Annotated in this window: 13 protein-coding genes and 1 pseudogene; 3 read left to right on the plus strand and 11 right to left on the minus strand. The window is 71.1% G+C overall.

Annotated elements, in window-relative coordinates:
• Positions 1 to 235: 235 nt before the first annotated feature.
• From OG552_RS01740 to OG552_RS01750, 3 genes are all read right to left on the minus strand, one after another.
• Positions 236 to 5,590 (minus strand): GH92 family glycosyl hydrolase, encoded by a 5,355-nt coding sequence (locus tag OG552_RS01740; RefSeq protein ID WP_443071129.1) that lies wholly within the window; start codon positions 5,588 to 5,590, stop codon positions 236 to 238.
• A 1,522-nt stretch (positions 5,591 to 7,112) separates the two neighbouring features.
• Entirely contained in the window at positions 7,113 to 7,877 is a 765-nt protein-coding gene (locus OG552_RS01745) for an SDR family oxidoreductase (RefSeq protein ID WP_329128936.1), read from the minus strand.
• 37 nt (positions 7,878 to 7,914) lie between these two features.
• Complete coding sequence (locus tag OG552_RS01750; RefSeq protein WP_329128938.1) at positions 7,915 to 8,874, minus strand: NADP-dependent oxidoreductase; 960 nt, start codon at positions 8,872 to 8,874, stop codon at positions 7,915 to 7,917.
• Positions 8,875 to 9,054: 180 nt separating this feature from the next.
• Between OG552_RS01750 and OG552_RS01755 the strand changes: the two genes are divergently transcribed.
• Positions 9,055 to 9,441, plus strand: a complete 387-nt coding sequence (locus tag OG552_RS01755) for a winged helix-turn-helix transcriptional regulator (protein WP_329128939.1) — start codon at positions 9,055 to 9,057, stop codon at positions 9,439 to 9,441.
• A gap of 241 nt (positions 9,442 to 9,682) precedes the next feature.
• Here the strand turns inward: OG552_RS01755 and OG552_RS01760 are convergent, their stop codons facing one another.
• Entirely contained in the window at positions 9,683 to 10,327 is a 645-nt protein-coding gene (locus tag OG552_RS01760) for a class I SAM-dependent methyltransferase (RefSeq protein WP_329128941.1), read from the minus strand.
• Positions 10,328 to 10,601: 274 nt separating this feature from the next.
• Between OG552_RS01760 and thpR the strand changes: the two genes are divergently transcribed.
• Positions 10,602 to 11,198, plus strand: coding sequence for an RNA 2',3'-cyclic phosphodiesterase (gene thpR, locus OG552_RS01765; RefSeq protein WP_329128942.1), 597 nt, complete (start codon positions 10,602 to 10,604; stop codon positions 11,196 to 11,198).
• A 137-nt stretch (positions 11,199 to 11,335) separates the two neighbouring features.
• Here thpR and OG552_RS01770 read toward each other — a convergent pair.
• A pseudogene (locus tag OG552_RS01770) lies at positions 11,336 to 11,513 on the minus strand (transcriptional regulator); the annotation flags it as partial.
• Positions 11,514 to 11,967: 454 nt separating this feature from the next.
• On the opposite strand from OG552_RS01770, the gene OG552_RS01780 reads away from it, so the two are divergent.
• Positions 11,968 to 15,138 (plus strand): family 78 glycoside hydrolase catalytic domain, encoded by a 3,171-nt coding sequence (locus OG552_RS01780; protein ID WP_329128944.1) that lies wholly within the window; start codon positions 11,968 to 11,970, stop codon positions 15,136 to 15,138.
• Positions 15,139 to 15,226: 88 nt separating this feature from the next.
• On the opposite strand, the gene OG552_RS01785 is transcribed toward OG552_RS01780, so the two are convergent.
• Genes OG552_RS01785 through OG552_RS01810 form a run of 6 tightly spaced genes read right to left on the minus strand, consistent with a single transcriptional unit; the run spans position 15,227 to position 20,779 of the window.
• Positions 15,227 to 15,727: a flavin reductase family protein gene (locus OG552_RS01785; RefSeq protein ID WP_329128946.1), complete on the minus strand. Its 501-nt coding sequence runs from the start codon at positions 15,725 to 15,727 to the stop codon at positions 15,227 to 15,229.
• On the minus strand, positions 15,724 to 16,323 hold the full coding sequence (locus OG552_RS01790; RefSeq protein WP_329128948.1) for an NADPH-dependent FMN reductase: 600 nt from the start codon (positions 16,321 to 16,323) through the stop codon (positions 15,724 to 15,726). The genes OG552_RS01785 and OG552_RS01790 overlap by 4 nt, the downstream gene beginning before the upstream one ends.
• Positions 16,323 to 17,726, minus strand: coding sequence for an MFS transporter (locus OG552_RS01795; RefSeq protein WP_329128949.1), 1,404 nt, complete (start codon positions 17,724 to 17,726; stop codon positions 16,323 to 16,325). The genes OG552_RS01790 and OG552_RS01795 overlap by 1 nt, the downstream gene beginning before the upstream one ends.
• A gap of 1 nt (position 17,727) precedes the next feature.
• Positions 17,728 to 19,053 (minus strand): NtaA/DmoA family FMN-dependent monooxygenase, encoded by a 1,326-nt coding sequence (locus OG552_RS01800; protein ID WP_329140498.1) that lies wholly within the window; start codon positions 19,051 to 19,053, stop codon positions 17,728 to 17,730.
• 5 nt (positions 19,054 to 19,058) lie between these two features.
• Positions 19,059 to 19,718, minus strand: coding sequence for a cysteine hydrolase family protein (locus tag OG552_RS01805; protein ID WP_329128951.1), 660 nt, complete (start codon positions 19,716 to 19,718; stop codon positions 19,059 to 19,061).
• On the minus strand, positions 19,718 to 20,779 hold the full coding sequence (locus OG552_RS01810; protein ID WP_329128953.1) for an LLM class flavin-dependent oxidoreductase: 1,062 nt from the start codon (positions 20,777 to 20,779) through the stop codon (positions 19,718 to 19,720). The genes OG552_RS01805 and OG552_RS01810 overlap by 1 nt, the downstream gene beginning before the upstream one ends.
• Between the last annotated feature and the right edge of the window lie 49 nt (positions 20,780 to 20,828).

Raw genomic sequence — 20,828 nt, forward strand, 5'->3', positions numbered from 1 at the left:
CTCCTCAGCAGCGGAACAGGAAGATCCTCGGGGGTGGAGACCGCCGGGAGCGACAAGACTCATCGGCCGCGAAGACCCCGGCATCCACCCGGGCCCCCCAGGCCCGGCGAGTCCGGTGTGTCCGGCGCGCGAGACGCCGCCGGCGGGCCGGCCCCCGGAGGGGTCGTCCGCCGACGGCGTCGGGCGGGGCGGGTCGCTGACCGGTCCGCTCAGTGCGGCCCGGTCAGCGGGAGCCTCAGGCGGCGCCACCCCCCGGCTTCGGGGTGCTGGTGGGGATCACCGGCGTACGGTACGCCGGTGCGGACGAGTGGGCGCCCAGCTGCACGGTGGCCGTCGCCGGGGTCCGCGAGGACGTACCCGTGGCGGTGACGGAGTAGCGTCCCGGCCGCGTGTTCCGGGGTACCTCGACGGTCGCGCGGACCGCTCCGCCGGAGGACGCCTTCACCGTGACGACGGCAGCGGGGCCGGTGCCGAGCTTGACGGTCACCCGCTCGCCTGCGGTGAATCCGGTGCCGGTGACGACGACCGAACTCTTACCCTTGCCGCTGGAGGTCACCGTTGCCGTGATGGACGGATGTGCCGCTTCCCCCGCCACGGTCACCGTGAACGTCCCGGTGATGCTGGACAGCGTGTCCCAGGCGGTGACGTGCACCGTGTACGTGCCCGGCTGCTGGTATGTGTGCTGTCCGCTCAGCGAACCCGAGGCGCCGACCGTGACGTCCTCGGGCACCGTACCGTCACCCCACTGGACCTGTGCGTGGTAGCCGGTCGCGTCGGTGACCCCGCCGGTCACCGAACCGAGGTCCGCCGACAGGGCCTTGCCGGCGGTGGCCGTCTGGTCCTTCCCGGCGGTGGCCGTCAGCGCGGGGGCCGCGGTGCCGTCGTCGGCGATGGCGAAGACGTGGATCCTGCCCACAGAACCGGGGTCGCCGGTCTGCGTCGGCAGGGTGACCGAGACGAGTGTCTTGCCCTCCGGGATCTGGTACGGAGTCGTGGCGAACAGGAACGGCTGCGCGCTGTCCTTGGCCGTGCCGGCCAGCCGGTACGCGGACTTGGCGACGACGACATTGCCGTACGCCGGTGTGCCGTTGGCGTTGCCGCCCAGCGTCCAGTCGCTCAGCTGGATCGGGACACTCGCGGTGCTGCCGTCGCTGAACGTCGCGGTGCCGGTCGTGCTCTGGTTGCCCTCCGTTCCGGTGCCGATGAAGGAAATGCTCTTGGCGTCGTCCGGCAGGTTGAGCACGATCGTGCTGCCGTTGCCGGTCGCGTTGTCCGGCGCACCCGCGCCGGTCGCCGGGATCGTGAAGTGCAGTGCCGTTCCCGGGACTTGCTGCTGCTTGCCGGGCGTCACGCCGGCCGCCGCCAGGGCGGTGCGCGAGAACCCGTAGCCCACGGAGTCGCAGTCCGCAGCCAGCACGCCGTCGTCGCCGACGCAGACGGTGTCGAACGCCGCCGTGAGGCCGGAAGCCGGGGCGTACGACACGTCGACCCCGACCGTCGTGGACCCCTGGCTCGTGCCGTCGGTCGCCTGGACGCTCGCCTGGTAGTAACCGGGCTTGGCGTAGGTGTGCGACCCGGTGACGTTGTACACGCCCCGCGAACTGGCGGAGACGACCCCGGTGGTGGCCGGTGACCCGTCGCCCCAGTTGACCGTGGCCTGGTAGCCGCTCGCCGTGCCACCGGTGAGGGTCGCCAGCGGCGCCGACACCGCGACACCCGACGTCGCGGGCACCGGGTTCTGTGCCGCGCTGACACTGACGGTGTCGCCGCCGAGCTGGACGTCGCCGCCGGCGAGCAGTTCGATCTCGGCGAGGTTCGTCTGCGCGGCTCCCGCGGTCTTCGTCACCGCCAGGCGGAACTGGGCGAACCGTCCCGGCTTGGCGATGGTGAACGGCCGGGTCTGGTCGCGCCAGGGGAACACCTCGCCGCTGCGGGAGTCCACCGTGGTCCAGGTGATCCCGTCATTGGACCCCTGAAGCTTCCAGTCCGCCGGGTCGCCCGGAGCCGCCCCGGAGGTGAGGGTGTACGTCGTCGGCGTCTGCTTGCCGCCGCGGAACACCCAGGTGATCTGCGGGGTACCGGTGGCGAAGGTCACCTGCGTCGTCGACGTGTCGTCGAAGAGCTTCGCGGCGTCCTGCCCGCCGTCGGCGGTCGCGGTGCCGAGCCCGGGGCCGGTGGTGTCCTGCAGCGGCTCGGGCGCCGCGCTGCCCTTGGTCAGGGACGGCGGGGCGTCATTGCTGCCGGTGCCCCACGACGACGGGTTCGGGCCCATCCGGAAGTCGATCGTCCCGCCGTGAGCGAGGACGGACGAGTCGATGGACACCGCACGCTGGGTCTTGCCGTTGACCGTCACGCCCTGCACGTAGACGTTCTTGGTGCTGTTGGCCGGCGCGTTGACGACGATGTCGCCGGTGCTCCGGTGGACGGTCATCTTGGTGAACTGCGGTGAGCCGATGGCCCAGTTGGAGGAGCCGACCTGCAGCGGGTAGATGCCCAGCGAGCTGAGGATGTACCACGACGACGACTCGCCGTTGTCCTCGTCGCCCGGGTAGCCCTGGCCGATCTCGTCGCCGACGTAGAGCCGCTGCATGATCTCCCGGACGAGCGCCTGGGTCTTGGCGGGCGCGCCGGCGTAGTCGTACATGTAGGGGATGTGGTGGGACGGCTGGTTGCTCATGCCGAGCTGGCCCATCCGCACCGCCTGTGCCTCCACCATCTCGTGGATGGTGCCGCCGTAGCCGCCGGGGTGGTCGGCGTTCTCCGGAGTGGCGAAGAACTGGTCGAGCTTCTGCTCCAGCCCCTTCTTGCCGCCGTACAGGTTGGCCAGTCCCTGGCCGTCCTGCTGCGCGGTGAAGGCGTAGTTCCAGCCGTCGGTCTCGGTGTAGACGCCGCCCCAGTCCAGCGGGTCGCCGGCGAGGAAGTCACCGCTCGCGGTGCGTCCTTCGAAGAACTTCGTCTTGGTGTCGAAGAGGTTGACGTAGTCGCGGGCGCGCTCCAGGAAGTAGGCGGACTCCTCCTTGAGCCGGCCGCGCTCCGCCTTCGGCGTCTTCGGGTCCTTGGCCAGGGCCGCGCCCATGTTGCCGATGCCGTAGTCGCTGATGAAGCCTTCGAGCGCCCAGGAGACCGACTCGCCGGTGGAGGTCGGGGTGTAGCCGAGGAAGAGCGAGGACTCGATCCCCTTGCGGCCGACCTCGCTGCGCCCGGAGGCGACCGTCGCGTCCTTGACCACGGCGTCGTAGGCGGCGAGCGGGTCGGGCAGCTTCACGCCGTTGAGGTACGCCTCGGCCAGTGCGTTGTCCGCGCTGGTGCCGGTCATCAGGTCGGCGTAGCCCGGGGAGGACCAGCGGGCGATCCATCCGCCGTCGCGGTACTGCTGGACGAAGCCGTCCGCGATCTTGGCGGCGACGTCCGGGTAGAGCAGCGAATAGGCGGGCCACACGGTGCGGTAGGTGTCCCAGAAGCCGTTGTTGACGTAGAGCTGACCGTCGACGAGCTTCGCGCCGGTGCTGGTGGCGGTGGTGGTGCCGGTGGCCGGCGACACCGGGCTCGCGTACTGCCAGTGCGGCGCGGAGGCGGTGCCGGTGTTCTCCGACTGCGAGTTCGGGTAGAGGTTCAGCCGGTACAGGTTGGAGTAGAGCGTCACCTGCTGGGTCTGGGTGGCACCCGCCACCGAGATCCGGCCGAGGCGGTTGTTCCACGCGGCCGTGGCGGCGGTGTGGATCTGGTCGAAGCTGCGCCCGGTGACTTCCAGGCCGAGGTTCTTGCCGGCCTGGTCGGTCGAGATGAACGACGTCGCTATGCGCAGCGTCACCTGGCGGTTCGAGGAGGTGTCGAAGGTCGCCGAGGTACCGGTGGAGGCCGTCGGCGCCCGGTCGAAGGTGCCGGAGACGAACATCCGGGTACGCCCCGCGGACAGACCGCTGCCGTTGTCGACCCAGCCGGTGAACGTACCGTCCGTACCGATGGTGAAGGTGCCGTTGAAGAAGACGAGGCTTCCGGTGGCCTGCCCGGAGGGGAAGGTGAACTGCATGACGCCGCCGTGGTCGGTCGGCGACATCCGCGCGACCAGGCCGTCCTGCAGGGTGACCTGGTAGAGGTCCGGCCGGGCGATCTCGTCGTCGTGGCTGAAGGCGAGTGCCCGGCTGCTCGGCGAACCGGTCAGCGATCCTCCGGCCGGCACCGGCATGACCGACATCTGGTCGCGGTCACCCATCCACGGGCTCGGCTCGTGCGAGATCGCGAGTCCCTGCAGCAGGGGCAGGTTCGCCGCGTTGTTCGCCTGCTGGTACTCGTACTCCCAGGAGTTGGACGAGGCGTCGGTGACCGGCGTGAAGAAGTTGAAGCCGTTCGGCACCGCCGAGATGGGCAGGTTGTTGCCGCGTGAGAAGGAGCCCGAGGCATTGGTCCCGCGGCGGGTGTCGACGTAGTTGGTCAGGCTGGAGGCGTCGATCGGCGTCGGCGTGCCCGTGACGGTGAGATCGTCGATCCAGCCCTGGAAACGGGTCGCCGCCTTGGCCTGCGGGTCGTCGTAGGCGAGCAGGACGCGGTCGATCGTCTTGCCCGCGGCGACCTTTCCGATCTCCGACTCGACCGCGTTCCACTGGTCGGCGTAGAGCACCTTCGACGCGCCCTGGCCGGCGGCCGTGAGCCGGTAGCCGTGCTGGTCGACCGGCGACAGCCGGCTCAGGTAGGTCCCGTCGGTGAAGTGCAGGTCCACGGCGGCGTACGTCGACGGGTACTGGGCGTCACGGCCGGTGAACTCGGGGAAGATCTTGTACGACAGCCGGCTCTTGGGTCCCACCGGGATGTGGACGTCGAAGAGCTGGTTGGTGGCGGACGCCTCGCCGTCGGCCTGGGCGCCGCCCGAGTACCGCAGCGAGGCCACTCCGGTGAATCCGGCGCTCGGCTTCATGTTGTAGCCGCTGACCGGGCCGGACCCGGGGGTGGTGACCATCGGGGTGGCCGGGGGCTGGACGTTGGTGCCGTCACTGATGTCCCAGTCGGCGAGCTGGATGATCGAGTCGCCGGAGTTCGCGGTGATGTTCAGCCGGTAGAACGCGTAGGCCGTCGTGTTGGTGAAACTGTACGTGTTGGTGGCGAACCGGCCGCTGAAGGTCACCCCCGTCTTCTTGTCCAGGTCCACCCAGCCGCTGCCGTCGTCGGAGCCCTGAAGGGTGAAGTCCTTCGGGTCACGCGTGGGTGAGTCGTTCGCGGAGGTCAGCGAGTACTTCACCACCGCGGCGGGCTTGGCCAGTTGGTAGGCCGCCCAGCCGGTCGAGCTGAACGTGAGCCACTTGGTGGACGGGTTTCCGTCCTTGAGGTTCACCGCGACCTCGCCGGGGGCGTTCTCGGCGCTCGCGGTCACCGCGGTGACCTGGCCGAGCAGGCTGCCGGGCAGGCCCGAGGGGCTCGTTCCGCTCAGGTTCTTCTGCACCGGGTTGCCGTGCGCGTCGACCTCGACGGTGTTCACAGCCGGTTGCGGGTCGGCCGATTCGAAGGAGGAGCTGAAGCTGCCGGCCGCCGGTGCGGTGCCTTTCGCCGTCGCGGCGTGCGCCGCCGGCGGGACGGCGAGCGCCAGCACCGGCAGCATCAGTGCCGCGGCCGTGCTCACCCACCGTCTCAAGGACAAGAGGTGAGCATGGGGGTGATGTGACACAACAGAGCCTTTCGGTGGGAGAGTTGTCGCGGCCGTCGCCTGCCGCGAGGGGAAAGCCCGGCTGCCGCCCTCCGTCCGCCGCGGGCGGAGTGCACGTCGCCGGTGCGGCACTCGCTCCGGGTCCGCCGGTCCGTCCGCCCCGACATGATGGACGAAGGACGCGTCCGGGCGGCGGGCTCGCGCGGATCGGCGCGGGAAGGGTGCGGAAAAGTCCTCGGCCGTGGTCATCAGCAGGGACAAAGTTCTCGGGCCATACGGCAACTCCACAACTCCACGCACGACGAAGGGCTCGCACGGCGGCGCAGCCGGATGGAAATCGCCGCTAGCGTGGCTCGCGTAGACAACGTTGTCAATATCTGCGAACGGAGAATGTGCCGTTGTGCCGGGTGCGGTGTCGGTCCAGGTCCGCGACGCGGGGCGGACGAGGGGCCTGTGGGCTGGGAGTTGGTGACAGCGTGGTCTGTGGGGCGTCGCGTCCTGGCGGTCCCGGGGCCGCCCGGACGCGGGGAGGTTGCGGCGCGTGCCGCTCCGCGGCGGGGACCCACGTGCTTCACGGCTGGCCGCCGCGGGGTGCGGGGGCGCCGCTGCGCCGGAGGTGGGGGGCTGCGCCGGGCGAGTCCGGCAGGAGGCGCGAACGGCTGAGCGCGGCCGGCAACTCAGGCGGTGCCGGGCGGTGCGTTCGGGAGGCCGGGCTGATGGGCTGTCGTCTCGTCCTTGAGGTTGCCGGCCAGCGGGGGTCAGCAACTGTGGGTTGACTTCGTCAAGGCGGGTCGTCGGCGCGGCGTCCAGCCCAGTGGCCTGCCGCCCGCCCCATCTGCCTGGAGTCGACCAGCGCGTCACGCGGAGCCGAGGGGAGGACGACCGCGGCACGTACGTCGGTGAGACAACGCAAGCGGCGGTCGGCTGCGGCGAGTTCGACCCGGAGCCTCGGCAGTTCACGGGCGGCGGCTGCAGGGCCTCCGGGGCGTAGTCCGGGCGGCGTTCCGCGTTGCGGATCGGTGCTGCGGTCTCCGCCAGGTGGGAGCTGGTCTGCGCGAACGGCGGCCGGTCCAGGGAGACGGCCTCCCTGCCTGCGGCCTGCCCGCGTACGAACCAGCGGCCCGGTGCGTCGCCGGTGGCGCCTTCCCCGCCGCGGCGAAGAGCAGGGGCGGCTCCCCCGTCCGCCTCGACCGCCCCGGCGCTGATCAACGCTTCGCAGCCCGCGTCCCGATCGCGGCGAGTCGGCCGACAACCCCGTGGTCGGACCCAGGACCCGCGGAGGCGGTAGGCGTCGGACGGGCACCGTCGGGGCGTGCGGGCTGCGCGGCTGGACTTCGCGGGCCGTCCCCGGTCGGGGCGGGCTCACGGCCGCGGGACGAAGACACCGTGCGTGTCCCCGGGCCCGGTCAACGCAGCGTACGTCCGCGGTGCCGGCTGCCCACCGGCCCGCTTCACCCGCATACCGCCGACGCGACCGTCACGCCGCGGTCATCCCACCGTCGATGGCCAGTGCGGCCCCGGTGATGAAGGTCGATTCGTCGCTGAGCAGGAACGCCACGAACGCCGCGATCTCCTCCGGGCGGGCGATCCGCCCGACCGGGTGCGCCGCTCCGGCGACACGGACCGCCTCTTCCGGCGGCAGACCCATGTTGTTGCGAAGGAGCGGGGTGTCGACACCGCCGGTGACGAGCGCGTTGATCCGTACACCCGAAGCCGCCGTATCGAGAGCGGCCGACCGGGTGAGACCGACGACACCGTGCTTCGCCGCGCTGTACGACGCCATCCCGGCGGCACCGGTCACCGCGAGGTTGGAGGCGTTGTTCACGATCGCACCGCCACCGGAGGCCTGCAGCACCGGCACCTGGTACTTGAGACTGAAGAAGACGCTGCTGAGGTTGAGGGCCAGGTCGGCATCCCATGCCTTGCCGTCGATCCCGGTCAGCGGGCCCACAGCGGTGGCCGCGCCGACGTTGTTGAAGGCCCCGTCGAGGCGCCCGTACCGGTCCACCACCTGCTGGACAAGATCCGCGACCTCGGCTTCCACCGTCACATCGGTGCGCACGAAGACGGCGTCCGCCCCACCGGCCCGGAGGCCGGCGGCCAGCGCGTCACCTGCCTCCCTGCCGCGGGCCGCGAGGACGACCTTCGCGCCCTCTGCCGCGACCCGCTCAGCGGCGGCGCGGCCCATACCGGACGTGGCACCGGTAATAAGGATGACCTTTTCGGCGAAACGTGCTGACATGACTGACTACTCCTGGAGTTATCGAAATGAAGGATTATCAGAAAGCGATAACGAGCCGGCCGCGGACACCGCCGCCCGCCAACCGCCGGTGCGCATCACCTGCCCCGGCCGGGGTAAAGGTCTCCGCGACCCGCGGGGCGAGGACGCCCGCCTCCGCGAGTTCCCGAATCTGATCCAGCTTGTCCGTTCGCCCGAAATAGTCGGGGACGAAAGTCGTCACAACCGATATCCTGCCACTGTTTCCGTACGCATAGCCACCGGGCTCATCAGCGCCGCGGAAAAGGACGAATGTGCCGCCGTCACGGACTGCCGTGGACAGTCCCGGACCGCACAGCGCGACATCGGCGACCGCGTCCACACCGTCCGGATACCGGGCGCGGATACGCTCGGCGACACCGGTCCCCCGGGCGACGATCTCGTCCGCGCCGAAGCTGCGGACCAGTTCCTCGTCGGCGGGTGCGGCATCGGCGATCACGGTGAGTCCCTGGTGCTTGGCCAGTTGCACCAGGTGTCCGCCGAGCCCCCCGGCCGCTCCGACGACGCCGAAGACCGATCCTGCCGGGAGTGCCAGCAGGTCGAGCGTCCGCAGGGCGGTGAGGCCGTTCATCGGCAGGGTCGCGGTGCTCGTGTGGTCGCAGCCCTTCGGCGCACGGGCGACCCAGCTCGCCGGCAGCACCTTGTACTCGGCGTAACCGCCGGCGGCGGTCCCCATCGGCATGACCACAGCCATGGCCGAGTCGCCGATACGCAAATCGGTCTCGGTCCCGGGGCCGATCTCGTCGACCACGCCCGCGATGTCCATTCCGGGGACGTACGGGCCGGGAACGGCCGCGAGCATGCGCGCGTGCACTCCGGAGCGCAGCAGCGTGTCCGCGGGATTCACCGCGGCCGCGTGAACGCGCACACGGATCTCGCCGGGTCCTGCGTGCGGATCCGGGAGATCGACAACCCGCAATACGTCCGGTCCGCCGAACTCGTACAGCCCAACCGCTCGCACGTCACAGCTCCTGGTAAGTCGCCCATGAATACCCGGGGCATATCCCGGCGTTTTCGAGTCTCCGGGAGCACGATCAAGGCGGCAAGAGGGAATTTTGAAGTGCGCAGGTATCTCTGCGGATACCGTCCGCCGTCAGGGACGGCGCGGAGCGCACCGGGTGTCGCTCGTATACTTACTGGCATGGTGCACCCGATCACGGAACCGGACGACACGGCTCGCGCTCTGTGCGAACAAGGCCAGGATCTCATCCGCAACGTGCTCGAACGGATCGGCGACAAATGGACCGTGGTGGTGATCTGCAAGCTCGCCGGCACCACGCGCGGGTTCAATGAACTGCGCCGCCTCAGCGGTCCGATCACTCAGCGGATGCTCAGCGCGACGCTGCGCAGGCTGGAGCGCGACGGCCTCGTCACACGGACCGTGCGTGACACCAAGCCCCCTCGCGTCGACTACGCCCTCACGGCGCGCGGCCTCAGCCTCCTGGAAGTCGTCCGGTCCCTGGCCCGCTGGGCAGAGGAGAACGCCGGCGGCATCCTCGACTCCCGAACGGCTTTCGACGGCTCCTAGCGGTGACCGCCCGACCGCGAGCCGGGCGTCCGGCTTCGCCAGGCCTTATGTGTTCTGCGCCTCGGAGGATCGCGCCTGACCTTGTCCCAAGGTGAGGGCTCGCCGCACAGGCACGCTCGGTCCTCCCGAACCAGACGACCGCACCGCGCGGGGGTGGTCGGTCCGCGTCCGCACCATGCCCGGCCGGTTTGTCGGCGTCGCGGAACCGCCGAACACGGTCGGCCGCACCGGGAGCGCTCAGCTAAGGCTGACGGCGTGCGAAGAGGACGGCACCGGGAAGGTTCTCGTCGGGGGCGATCAGCAGGTGGGCCTCCATGGTGAAGCCGGTGTCGCGCAGCCAGGCCGCCACCTGGTCGGGCCGGCGGCGGTGGACGTGGACGTTCATCGGGTGACCGCCGTAGCCCTGCGTCTTCAGCGTCGACCCGTCGCCGACGTGAAAGCCGAGCAGCAATGGCCCGCCGGGACGCAACAGGCGCCGGAACTCGCCGAAGACCGTGGGGACCGCCTCGTCGGGGACGTGAACCAGCGACCAGAAGGCGAGCAGGCCTGCCAGTGAAGCGTCGGCGAGGTCGAGGTCCGTCATCGAGCCCGCCTCGAACCGCAGGCGGGGGTGGTCACGCCGGGCCACGTCGATCATCGCGGATGAAAGGTCGATGCCGAAAGCGTCCACGCCCAGCTCCTGAAGGTGAGCGGTGACGTGTCCGGGACCGCAGCCCACATCCGCCACCGGCCCACCGCCCGCGGCGTCCACCAATTCGGCGAACGCCGCCAGGGCCGCCCGGAGATACGGCTCCCCCGCCAGAGCCCCGCGCATGCGATCGGCATAGCTGACCGCGACCGTGTCGTAGGAGGTCCGGGTGTCCGCCAGCCAACGATCCGCGTTCATGGCCCGCCACAGTAGTGCAGTGATCTGGATGGTCCCCCACCGGCGAACGCGGCTTCCGGGGCTGCGACTTGCCCGCCACCGTCACGCTGAGCGGCGCGAACTCTGCCTGGCTGGTGGTGCATCGCATCTGCGTGGTCACGCGGTCGTCCCCGTGTCCCACCTGCCGGGTGCCGAAGCGCCCCTTCCACAACCGCGGGACCGTGCGCACTTCTGCCACGCTCCCCTGCGGTGTCCGGGCGGTCGCGTGCGGTGCCCGGGTGGTACGAAGGCCGGTGTGAATGATCAGATTCAGGCCGCGACCGTGCGTGTGTTCATCGCCCTCGCCCCGCCCGACGACGCGAAGGAGGAACTGGCCCGCGAGTTGCGCGCCGCCTGTGCGGCGTACCCGCATATGCGGTGGAACCGGGTGGAGGACTGGCACATCACGCTGGCGTTCCTCGGGGAGTTGCCGGTCGGTACGGTGCCGCTTCTGCGGCCGCCTCTCGCCGGCCTCGCGGCGGACCATCCACCGCTCCGGCTGGCTCTGCGCGGCAGCGGAAGCTTCGACGACCGGGTGCTGTGGACCGGTGTCGACGGAGAACTCGACGCGTTGCACGTACTCGCCGCCGATGTGCGGACCGTCGTCAGGAACTGCGGTGTCGCCTTCGAGGACCGCCCCCTGCGCCCGCATCTGACATTGGCCCGTGCCCGCCGGGGGGATCAGTCCTCGGCGGGGGAAATCGCCGAGGGGCTGACCGGATTCACCGGCCGCCCATGGCCTGCCCGCCGTCTGCACCTGGTCGGCAGCAACGCCGGCCGCAGCCGCGGGCCGATCCACTACCGCGACATCGACGCGTGGGCCCTCGGCCACGGAGCCTCCACCGGATCGTGATCCGGCCACCGGTGTCCTGAGGACACACGATCAGAGGGCGGGGCGATCACAGGACTCACCGGTGCTGCCGGCCGCCCTGCGCACGGGTGCCGGCCGCGGGGTGGCGGAAGGACTTGCGGCCGCTGTGGCCAGACGCACGCCCACGCGGTAAGGAACTCCTCGGAGGCCCCGGCGAGGTGACGCGATGCTGACGCCGGCCAGCAGGGCCGCTTCTTCACGGCGCAGGCCCGGCACGCACCGGTTGCCGCCGTACGCAGGCAGCCCGGCCTGCTGCGGGGCGGTCTTGGCGCGGCGAGAGGCCAGGAATGTGCGGATAGCCCACCCCGCGCTCGTGGTCGGCGACGGAAGCGGCGACGGCACCGCTTGGCTGGAGCCCGTGACCGACGAGCAGTACGCGAACGCCCTCAGCGAGAGCCGCCGACCGGCCGGCCGGCCCGCCCCTCTGCCGCGCCTCCGCGCGAGGGCGGGCGGCGGGCAGGCCCGTTTCGGCCGATGCCTGGCCTGTCAGGATTTCAAATACGTTTCAATTCCGGGCCGTTGCTCATTACGGCAGCACTCTTGACCTACCCCGGTGCGGCCCCTACCTTCATGCCACGCGGAGTTGAAACGATTTTCCCACGGCGATGACGCAACGCCGGGCCGGCACAGCGTCCGGCCCCCGGACGCCGGACCCCGAACCCCGAACCCCGAACCCCGAACCCCGACAGCCTCGTGCGCGTCACACCGCACCCCGAGCCGACGCCATCCCCTCCGAAGCAGAGGAGACGCAGTGATTCTGCGCGTGACGACAGCGGTGCTGGTCCTGCTGGCCCTCGGGGTGGCACCCGTCCGGGCGGACAGCGCCGCCCGGACCGGCGGCCTCCAGGCCGGGCAGCTGACGGTCGAGCATCAGGTCGACCCGCTCGGGGTCGACGAGGCCAGGCCGCGGCTCGGCTGGACCCTGAGCGCGCAGGCGCACGGCGCCGGGCAGTCGGCGTACGAGGTCGCGGTCTCCACCACGCGCGACGGGCGGGCGGACGTGTGGGACAGCGGCACGGTGCGCTCGTCGCGGTCCTTCGACATCGACTACGCCGGGGCCGCCCTGCATTCCCGCACCCGCTACTTCTGGCGGGTGCGGGTCTGGGACACCGCCCACAAGGCGTCGCGGTGGAGTCAGCCGGCGTGGTTCGAGACGGCGTTCCTGACGCCGGACCAGTTCCACGGGAAGTGGATCGGTTCGCCCTCGCAGCCGGCCACCAGCTCGCTCACCGGCGCCGACTGGATCTGGTACCCCGAGGGCAGACCGACCGACTCGGTGCCGGTCGCGACCCGGTACTTCCGGCGCGCGTTCGACCTGCCCGCGAACGAGGCGGTCAGCACGGCCCAGTTCGAGCTGACCGCCGACGACAGCTTCATCCTCTACGTCAACGGGAAAGAGATCACCCGCTCGCCGGACGTGAGCAACTCCTGGAGCACGGCGACCCTCGTCGACATCGCAGCCGACCTGCGTCCCGGCCGCAATGTGATCGCGGTCCAGGCCGTCAACGCCTTCGCCGGCCCCGCCGGACTGATCGGCACACTGCACGTCCAGGGCTCGACCGGTGACCCGCTCGACCTCGTCACCGACAGCGCCTGGACCTCGGCCGACAGCGCGGCCGCCGGCTGGCAGCAACCGGACTTCGACGACTCGGCCTGGCCTGCGGCCCTGGAAGCCGCCCATTACGGCGACGCCCCCTGGTACACCTCGGTCAGCGTGCCGAGCCCGCCCGAGCCGCTGCTGCGCAAGGACTTCAGCGCCGGCCAGCGGATCAGGTCCGCGCGCGCGTACATCGCAGGGCTCGGCTACTACAAGCTCTACCTCAACGGAAAGCGCGTCGGCGACCACGAACTCGACCCCGCCTTCACGGTCTACGACAAGACCGTCCTGTACGCGACGTACGACGTCACCGAGGCGCTGCGGACCGGCCGCAACGCGCTGGGGGTGAGCCTGGGACGCGGCTATTACGCGATGACGAGTCCCGACGAGTGGGACGCTTCGCCCTGGCACGGCGAGCCGAAACTGAAGCTCGAACTGGACATCACCTACCAGGACGGCAGCACCCAGCAGGTGGCGAGCGACGGCAGCTGGAAGGCCGCCGACGGGCCGACGCGCACCGAGTCCGTCCTGTACGGCGAGACGTACGACGCACGGCTGGAGCAGCCCGGCTGGAACCGTCCCGGGTTCGACGACGCCGGCTGGAAGCCCGCGCCCGCCGTCACCGCGCCCGGCGGAACGCTCCGCGCCGCGGCGTTCCCGCCGATCAAGGTGACCGGCAGCCTGCCGGTGAAGAACGTCACCACGCCGGGCGACGGCGTCCAGGTCCACGACTTCGGCACTCCTACGGCCGGGTGGGCGCGCGTCGCCCTGCGGGGACCGGCCGGGGCGGTGGTGTCGATCACCTACGGGGAGAAGCTGCTCCCGGACGGCACCGTCGACAACGCCGGCCTGCAGTCGTACAGGTACACGCTCAAGGGCGGCGGCCTGGAGAGCTACCGGCCCAGCTACAGCTACGACGGCTTCCGCTACGTCCAGATCGACGCGCCGGCCGGAGTCACCGTGGCATCGGTCACCGCGGAGCGCGTACACACGGCGGTCGCGGCCACCGGCGACTTCACCAGCTCCAGCCCGTTGCTCAACAGCTACCAGGACGCCCAGGCGAACACGACGCTGAACAACCTGCACTCCATCCCGACCGACACCCCGATGTACGAGAAGCGGCCCTACGACGCGGACGCGCACCTCAACGCGGACTCCGCGATCGCGAACTTCGACATGGAGAACTTCTACGAGAACTGGATGCGCGCCCACCGCGACGACCAGAACGCGGACGGGACGATCGGCCACACCGTCCCCGGCACCGTGGGGGCCAAGGGTGTGACCGACCCGGTCTGGTCCGCGAGCTTCGTGCTGATCAACTGGGATCTCTACTGGTACTACGGCGACACCCGCCCGCTCGCCGACAACTACGCCGCGATGAAGAAGTGGCTCGACCACTACGAGCAGACGATCGCGGCGACCGGCGGCATCTACACGGGCTTCAGCTACGGCGACTGGGTCGCGCCCGGCGCCGCGTTCCCGCCGGAGGGCACCCGGCTCGTCGCAACCGCGTACATCTACCGGACGGCCACCATCATGGCCAGGATCGCGCACGCCCTCGGCCACGACAGCGACGCCACGCACTTCGGCACCCTGGCGGCCACGACGGCGGACGCCTTCAACGCGGCCTTCTTCGACACCTCGGCCCACGCCTACTACGACGACAAGGCGGCCGGCTACCGGCAGACCTCGAACCTGCTGCCGCTGAGCCTCGGCCTCGTCCCCGCGGCCGACCGGCCGGCCGTGCTCGCCAACCTCACCAACGACATCAGGACCCGCGGCAACCACCTCAACACCGGCGCGCTGGGCACGAAGGTGATCCTTCCGGTGCTCACCGACTCCGGCGCCGGAGACCTCGCCTACCAGGTCGCCACCAACCCCACCTACCCCGGCTGGGGTTACTGGTTCCAGGCTCTCGGTGCCACGACGATGTGGGAGGAGTGGGGGGCCGGCTCGCGTTCGCACGACCACGCGTTCCTGGGGACGGTCGACGACTGGCTCTACCAGCGCGTCGCCGGGATCGAGCCGGCGGCGCCCGGTTACACGAAGGTCAGGATCCAGCCGTATCCGGTCGGCGGCCTCACCAGCGCCTCCGCCCACGTGGCGTCCCCGCTCGGCCGGGTGAGTTCGGCCTGGACCCTCCAGCACGGTGAGTTCACCCTCCGCGTCAGCGTGCCCGTCGGCGCGACGGCCGAGATCCTCGTCCCCGCGCACGACCGGCACGCGGTCACGGCGGCGCCCGACGCCAGGTTCGCCGGCGTGCGCGACGGTTACGCGGTCTTCCTGACCGGTTCCGGCGACTACGTGTTCCGTTCCACCCCATGACGGCCCGCCCAGGAGTCCACCGGCCGGGCGGGCCGTACGCGCTGCGGCGTGCCCCCGAAGTCCGGCGCGGCAGGGCGCCGTTGGCGCCTCAGCTGCCCAGCAGCTTGAAGGTCTGCCGGTGCCAGACGACGGGGTTGCGCTCGTCGTCGGTCATCATGGCGAGCACCCGCAGCAGGATGATGTCGTGGTCACCGGCCGGATAGCTGCGCTCGACGGCGCACTCCAGCCAGACCGGCGCGCCTTCCAGGAACACCGCGCCGGACGCCGTTTGCACCGTGCCGAGGCCGGCGAACCGGCTGTCCTTGCTGCGGGACGCCATCTGCCGGGCCTTGCCGGTGTGCTCCTCCCCGAGGACGGAGACCCCGATCGCGGGTGTACGGGAGAGCACCGGCCAGGTCGTCGAGCTGCGCTGCACGGCGAAGGAGACCATCGGCGGGTCGTAGGAGACCCCGACAGCGAACGACGAGACGATCATGAGAGTCGGGTCGCCGTCGACGACCGCCGACAGGGCCGCGACTCCTGACGGGAACCCGGCGAACGCCCTCTTCATCTCACCGGGGTCGGACGTGAAGTCCGGTGCGGACGTCATCGGTTGACCCCGCCCTTCGGCGTCGCCGCCGTGTCCGCGGTGTCCGCCGTGTCTGCCGTGTCCGCCGCCCGCGCCGCTCTGGCCGTCCGCGCCGCTCTGGCCGTCCGCGCCGCTCTCGCCGCGTCGAGTACGGTCCGGCCCCACCGCTCCACCCACCCGGCGAGCGACCCGTCCGTCGTGTAGGCGGAGTCGAGCTGGTACAGACCCTGTGCGGGGCAGGTGGCCCCGAGTTCGACGAGCACCGGCTTGAGACCGGTCTCCGGGGCGAGCGCGTGCGCGGGCCCCGCGCCGAGCATGAGGGGCAGCGCCACCTGGCCGGCCAGGCCGGACGCCGTGGGGAACTGGTCGAGGAAGACCTTGAGCAGTCCGGTGTAGGTGCCCTTGTAGGTGGGGGACGCGGCGATCACGACGTCCGCGGCCCGCACGCGGTCGACCGCGGCGGTGACGTCCGGATCGCCCCAGCCGAGCAGGCCGGGCCCGAGCGCGGCGACTTCGAGGACCTCGCACTCCAGCCCGAGGGCGGCGGCCAGGCGTTCGGCGGCGTCGCGGGTACGGGAGGCGGCTTTGGGGTTTCCGACGACGGCGACAGACTTCATCATGCGACTCCTGTGAGTACGGGTGGCGCGGCGGACGCACCCGGAGATCCGTCCCCGCGCCGGTCCACGCGGAGGCACAGCGCCGCCGCGAGGCAGAGCAGTCCGACCGCGGCGAGGCCGCTGAGCGTGGCCGCGTATCCGAAGGCGGTCAGCAGCACCGCGGAGATCGCACTGCCGAGGACCGCGCCGAGCTGCTTCATGGCGTTGAAGGCTCCGGACGCCGCCCCGACCATCTGCGGTGCGACCGTGGTCACCGCCGCGATCGACAGGGGCGACCAGACGAACGAGTTGGCCACGCCGTACAGCGCGAAGACGGCGGTCAGCGCGCCCACGGGAGCGTCCGCCGCGACCAGCACCGCTGACGCGCCGATGGACACGACCAGCGCGAGGGAGCCGATGACGGCGACCCCCCTGGGCCCGATGCCGTTGTTGAGGCGGGCCGAGACCGGTGCGCCGAGCAGACAGACCACCCCCATCGGCACCAGGGTGAGCGCCGCCGCACCGGCGTCGAGCCCGCGTTCCCGCTGCAGGTAGAGCATCAGGGGGATCATGGCCGAGCCGGAGCAGAACGCCGCCGCGGCGGCCCCGCAGGCAGAGGTGACGAATCCCCGGCTGCGCAGCAGATCGAGCGGCACGAGCGCGCGTGGCCCGTCACGGCGCTGCAGCCGGACCACGGCCGCGACTGTCAGCGCGCCGGCTGCCGCGAGCAGCCACCGGGGCACACCGAACGCGTCACCGCTCCCGGCGTGCGTGCCCTGGATGCCGAGGGCGAGCGCCAGGACGCCGGCCGCGTTGGCGCAGATCGCCCAGACCGGGATGTGGGCCGCCTGGCGGGTGAGGGCGGGCACGAACGCGCACACCGCGGCGATGGCGACGGCGCCGACGGGGACGTTGACCCAGAACACCGCCGGCCAGCCGCCCCCGGCGACGAGCGGCCCGCCGAGCAGCGGTCCCAGGGCGACCGCGGCGCCGCCGATCGCGCCCCACACGCCGAGCGCGACGGCCAGGCGCGGCGGCTGGAACATGGCCTTGATGAGGGTGAGGCACTGCGGTGTCATCAGCGCGGCCCCCACCCCCTGCGCCATCCGCCAGCCGATGAGGACCGTGACCGTCGGGGCCAGCGCGCACAGCAGGGAGCCGAGCGTGAAGGCCACGAGACCGATGAGGTAGACGCGCCGGTGACCGTAGCGGTCACCGAGCCGGGCCGCGACGATCAAGGGCACGGCGTACGCGATCAGATAGCCGCTGTTGACCCAGATCGCCAGGGTCTCGGTGGTGTGCAGCCCGGTGATGAGGGCGGGCAGGGCGACCGAGGTGATGGTGCTGTCCAGCAGCAGCATGAAGAACCCCAGGCACAGGCTGCCGAGGGCGAGCCAGTCGCGTCGCCCGCCTGCCGCGGTCATCTCACACCGCCAGGTTCTCGCGGAGCGTGGCGCCCGGGGACTGGGAGGCGAGCACACCGCGGCGGCGCAGCTCGGGCAGCAGCAGTTCGCTGATGCCGCCGAACCCCGAGGGCATGGCCAGCGGGCAGGAGAACATGTAACCGCCGCGTGATCCGGTCGCGGCGAAGTTCTCCTCCAGCGCGTCGGCGACGGTGGCGGCGTCACCGACCAGGCTGTGGTCGAGGCCCACCGCCCGTGTGCGTCCGTGCGTGAAGAACTCGTCACGGCTCATGGTCCGCTCCTCGCCGAACTCCGCGATGAGAGAGCCGACGAGGCCCGCGGGGCTGGCGTTGACCGCGACGATCTCGTCGCGCAGTTCGGCCAACCGGAAGTTCTCCGGCAACGTCGAGAAGTCGTAGCCGGCGTTGTGCGAGAGGTACGTGGCGATCGCCTCCTCGTTCCAGAACTCCAGGACGGAGTCGAAGCGTTCGCGTGCCTCGGCGGTCGTCCGGCCGACGATCACCTGCGTGGCCCAGAGGATGCCGACGTGCGCCGGGTCGCGCCCTTCGGCGAGGAGCGCTTCGTCGAGCAGCTTGCGGTGGCGCTGCTGGCTTGTGACGTTGCCGCCGAAGCCGAAGATGAGGTCGGCGAACCGGGCCGAAGCGGCGATGCCCCGGGGCGAGTTGCCCGCCTGGACGATGAGCGGGTGGTACTGCGGGCTGGGCACCGAGGCGAGCGGGCCCTTGACGGTGAAGAAGCGCCCGCGGTGGTCGATGGGGTGCACCTTGGAGGGGTCGGCGAACCGGCCCGTCGTCCGGTCGCGCACGATCGCGTCGGGTGCCACGGAGTCCCACAGCGCGCGGCAGACCGCGATGAACTCCTCCATCCGCTCGTAGCGCAGGTCGTGGTCCATCAGCTCCGCGAACCCGTAGTTCGCCGCGTCCGCGCCGCGCGTCGAGGCGACCACGTTGAAGGCGACGCGCCCGTCGGTGACATGGTCGAGGGAGTTCAGCAGCCGGGCGACGTAGAACGGGTGCATGAACGTCGAGGAGTAGGTCAGGCCGAAGCCGATCCGGTCCGTCACGGTGGACATCGCCGCGATGACCGGCGCCATGTCGTGGCGGGGCCACTGGATGCCCCACTCCACGGCGGGGGCGATGCTTCCCCGCCAGGTGCTGGGCACACCGCTGCCGTCGCCGAAGAACAGCATGCCGACGCCGGCGCGCTCGGCGGTCCGCGCGAGCTCCATGAACATGCGCACGTCCGGGAAGTCCAGCCCGACCCAGGAGCCCTGCCGGGCCCACGCGCCCTCGGTGTGGGTGAAGGAGAGGTCGAAGGCTGTGTGCATGCCGTTCACCGCGGGACCTTCTTCCAGAGCTCGACGACCTCGTCCGCGTCGCTGAGTACGGCGACGTTGAGCCCCAGTTGGACCAGGGCCGCGGCGTTCACGTCGAGGTCGTAGGCGGCCGTCGCGTCCTGCGGCACGACCACGGGCCAGTCCAGCTGCGTGGCGTCCTGCGCGGTGGCGTAGACACAGCACTCACTGGTCAGGCCAACGACGGTGAGCCAGTCGCAGCCGGCGGCGTGCAGCCGCGCGTCGAGGTCGGTGCCGAGGAATCCGCTGTAGCCGCGCTTGGTCACCCGCGGTTCGCCCGCGGCGGGCCGCATGCGGTGGATCTCGGCGCCGGGCGTACCGAGCAGGCACGGTTCCGCCGGGCTCACGGGCGCGTCGTAGTCGCCGCCGCGCAGCCAGTTGCTCGCCCGCCACGGCCGCGCCGGATCGCTGCCCAGCTCGACCCAGACCACCGGCACTCCGGCGGCGCGGGCGGCGCCGACGAGATCGCCGATACGGGTGACGGCCCGGTCGAGGGCGGTCAGGGCGGCAGCGGTGAGGTGGTACTCCGCCAGACACGCCGGATCGGCGAAGTCGCGCTGTACGTCGACGACGACGAGCGCGGGGCTGCTGCCGGGCCGGGTGAGACGGGCGAGTTGTCGCTCGCGCAGGTCGGACATCAGGCCGCCACCTCGTCGCGGGCACGCAGGGCGGGCAGTACCGTCTCGCCGAACAGCACCATGTCCTCGTCGTACTCAGGGAAGATCAGCATGAGCCCGTCCAGCTCGGCCTCGCGCACGATGTACTCGATGTGCTCGGTGACCGTCTCCGCGGACCCGGCGACGTACGCGGTCTGGAACGCCGCTTCCCCCTCGGCGCCCTCGGCCCACGCGCGGGCCTGGTCCTCGGGCACTCCCCAGGTCCTGCGCATGTGGGCGAGCGCCTCGCGGTCGAGTCCCGCGCCCCACTCCCTGACCTTCTTCGCCGCCAGTTCGTCGGTCGCGTCCTGGACGACGGTGAGCATCGAATAGGTCTTGCAGACGCGGCCGTTGGCCTTCGCCCGCGCGTGGACGTCGGCCGACAGCATCCTCATCTCGTCCAGGCTCTCCGCGGCGAGGAAGGCGCCGTCGGCGTACCGCGCCTGGAAGCGGCGCGCGTCCTCGGACTTGCCCGCGCTGATGACGGTCGGGCGACTGGCCGGATGCGGGCGGGACTCGCAGTCGACGAGGTCGAAGTACGGCGTGTGCATGGTGACCGAGGGTTCGGTCCACAGCCGGGTGACCGCCTCCGTCCACAGCTCCGTCATCCGGTAGCGGTCCTCGTGGCCGAGTTCCGGGTCCCAGACGCCGAACTGCTCGAACTCCCCCGCGTAGGAGCCGTTGACGATGTTCATCCCGGCCCGGCCGCCGGAGACGTCCTGGAGGGTGGTGAGCATCTTCGCCGCGATGGCCGGGTTGTGCACGTTCGCGTGCAGGGTCGCCCAGATCTTGACCCGGGTGGTGGCCTCGGCGAGCGCCGACATCATCGTCATCGACTCCAGCGAGCGGCCCCAGTGGTCGGTGGTGCCGCCGAAGCCGCGCCACTTCGCCATCGACATGATGAAGTCGAGGCCGATGTTCTCCGCGTGCAGGGCAGCGCGTCTGTTCCACGCGTAGTCCGCCTCGGGATGCGGGGCCGTGGTGGACAGCATCCATCCCCCGTTCCCGATCGGGAGGAAGATTCCGTACTCTTTCGCAGGCACGTGTGTGGCCTTTCCGTGAGATTCTTCAAACCGCTCGGGCAGGCCGGGG

It is taken from the genome of Streptomyces sp. NBC_01476, from assembly GCF_036227265.1.
In the GTDB taxonomy this organism is placed as follows: Bacteria; Actinomycetota; Actinomycetes; order Streptomycetales; family Streptomycetaceae; genus Actinacidiphila.

Excerpts from the sequence above, each read along its gene's own strand:
- OG552_RS01785 (WP_329128946.1), bottom strand. The coding sequence starts at position 15,727 with ATGACGTCCGCACCGGACTTCACGTCCGACCCCGGTGAGATGAAGAGG.
- OG552_RS01805 (WP_329128951.1), bottom strand. The coding sequence starts at position 19,718 with ATGTCCGACCTGCGCGAGCGACAACTCGCCCGTCTCACCCGGCCCGGC.
- OG552_RS01790 (WP_329128948.1), bottom strand. The coding sequence starts at position 16,323 with ATGAAGTCTGTCGCCGTCGTCGGAAACCCCAAAGCCGCCTCCCGTACC.
- OG552_RS01760 (WP_329128941.1), bottom strand. The coding sequence starts at position 10,327 with ATGAACGCGGATCGTTGGCTGGCGGACACCCGGACCTCCTACGACACG.
- OG552_RS01795 (WP_329128949.1), bottom strand. The coding sequence starts at position 17,726 with ATGACCGCGGCAGGCGGGCGACGCGACTGGCTCGCCCTCGGCAGCCTG.
- OG552_RS01755 (WP_329128939.1), top strand. The coding sequence starts at position 9,055 with ATGGTGCACCCGATCACGGAACCGGACGACACGGCTCGCGCTCTGTGC.
- OG552_RS01800 (WP_329140498.1), bottom strand. The coding sequence starts at position 19,053 with ATGCACACAGCCTTCGACCTCTCCTTCACCCACACCGAGGGCGCGTGG.
- OG552_RS01740 (WP_443071129.1), bottom strand. The coding sequence starts at position 5,590 with ATGCTGCCGGTGCTGGCGCTCGCCGTCCCGCCGGCGGCGCACGCCGCG.
- OG552_RS01745 (WP_329128936.1), bottom strand. The coding sequence starts at position 7,877 with ATGTCAGCACGTTTCGCCGAAAAGGTCATCCTTATTACCGGTGCCACG.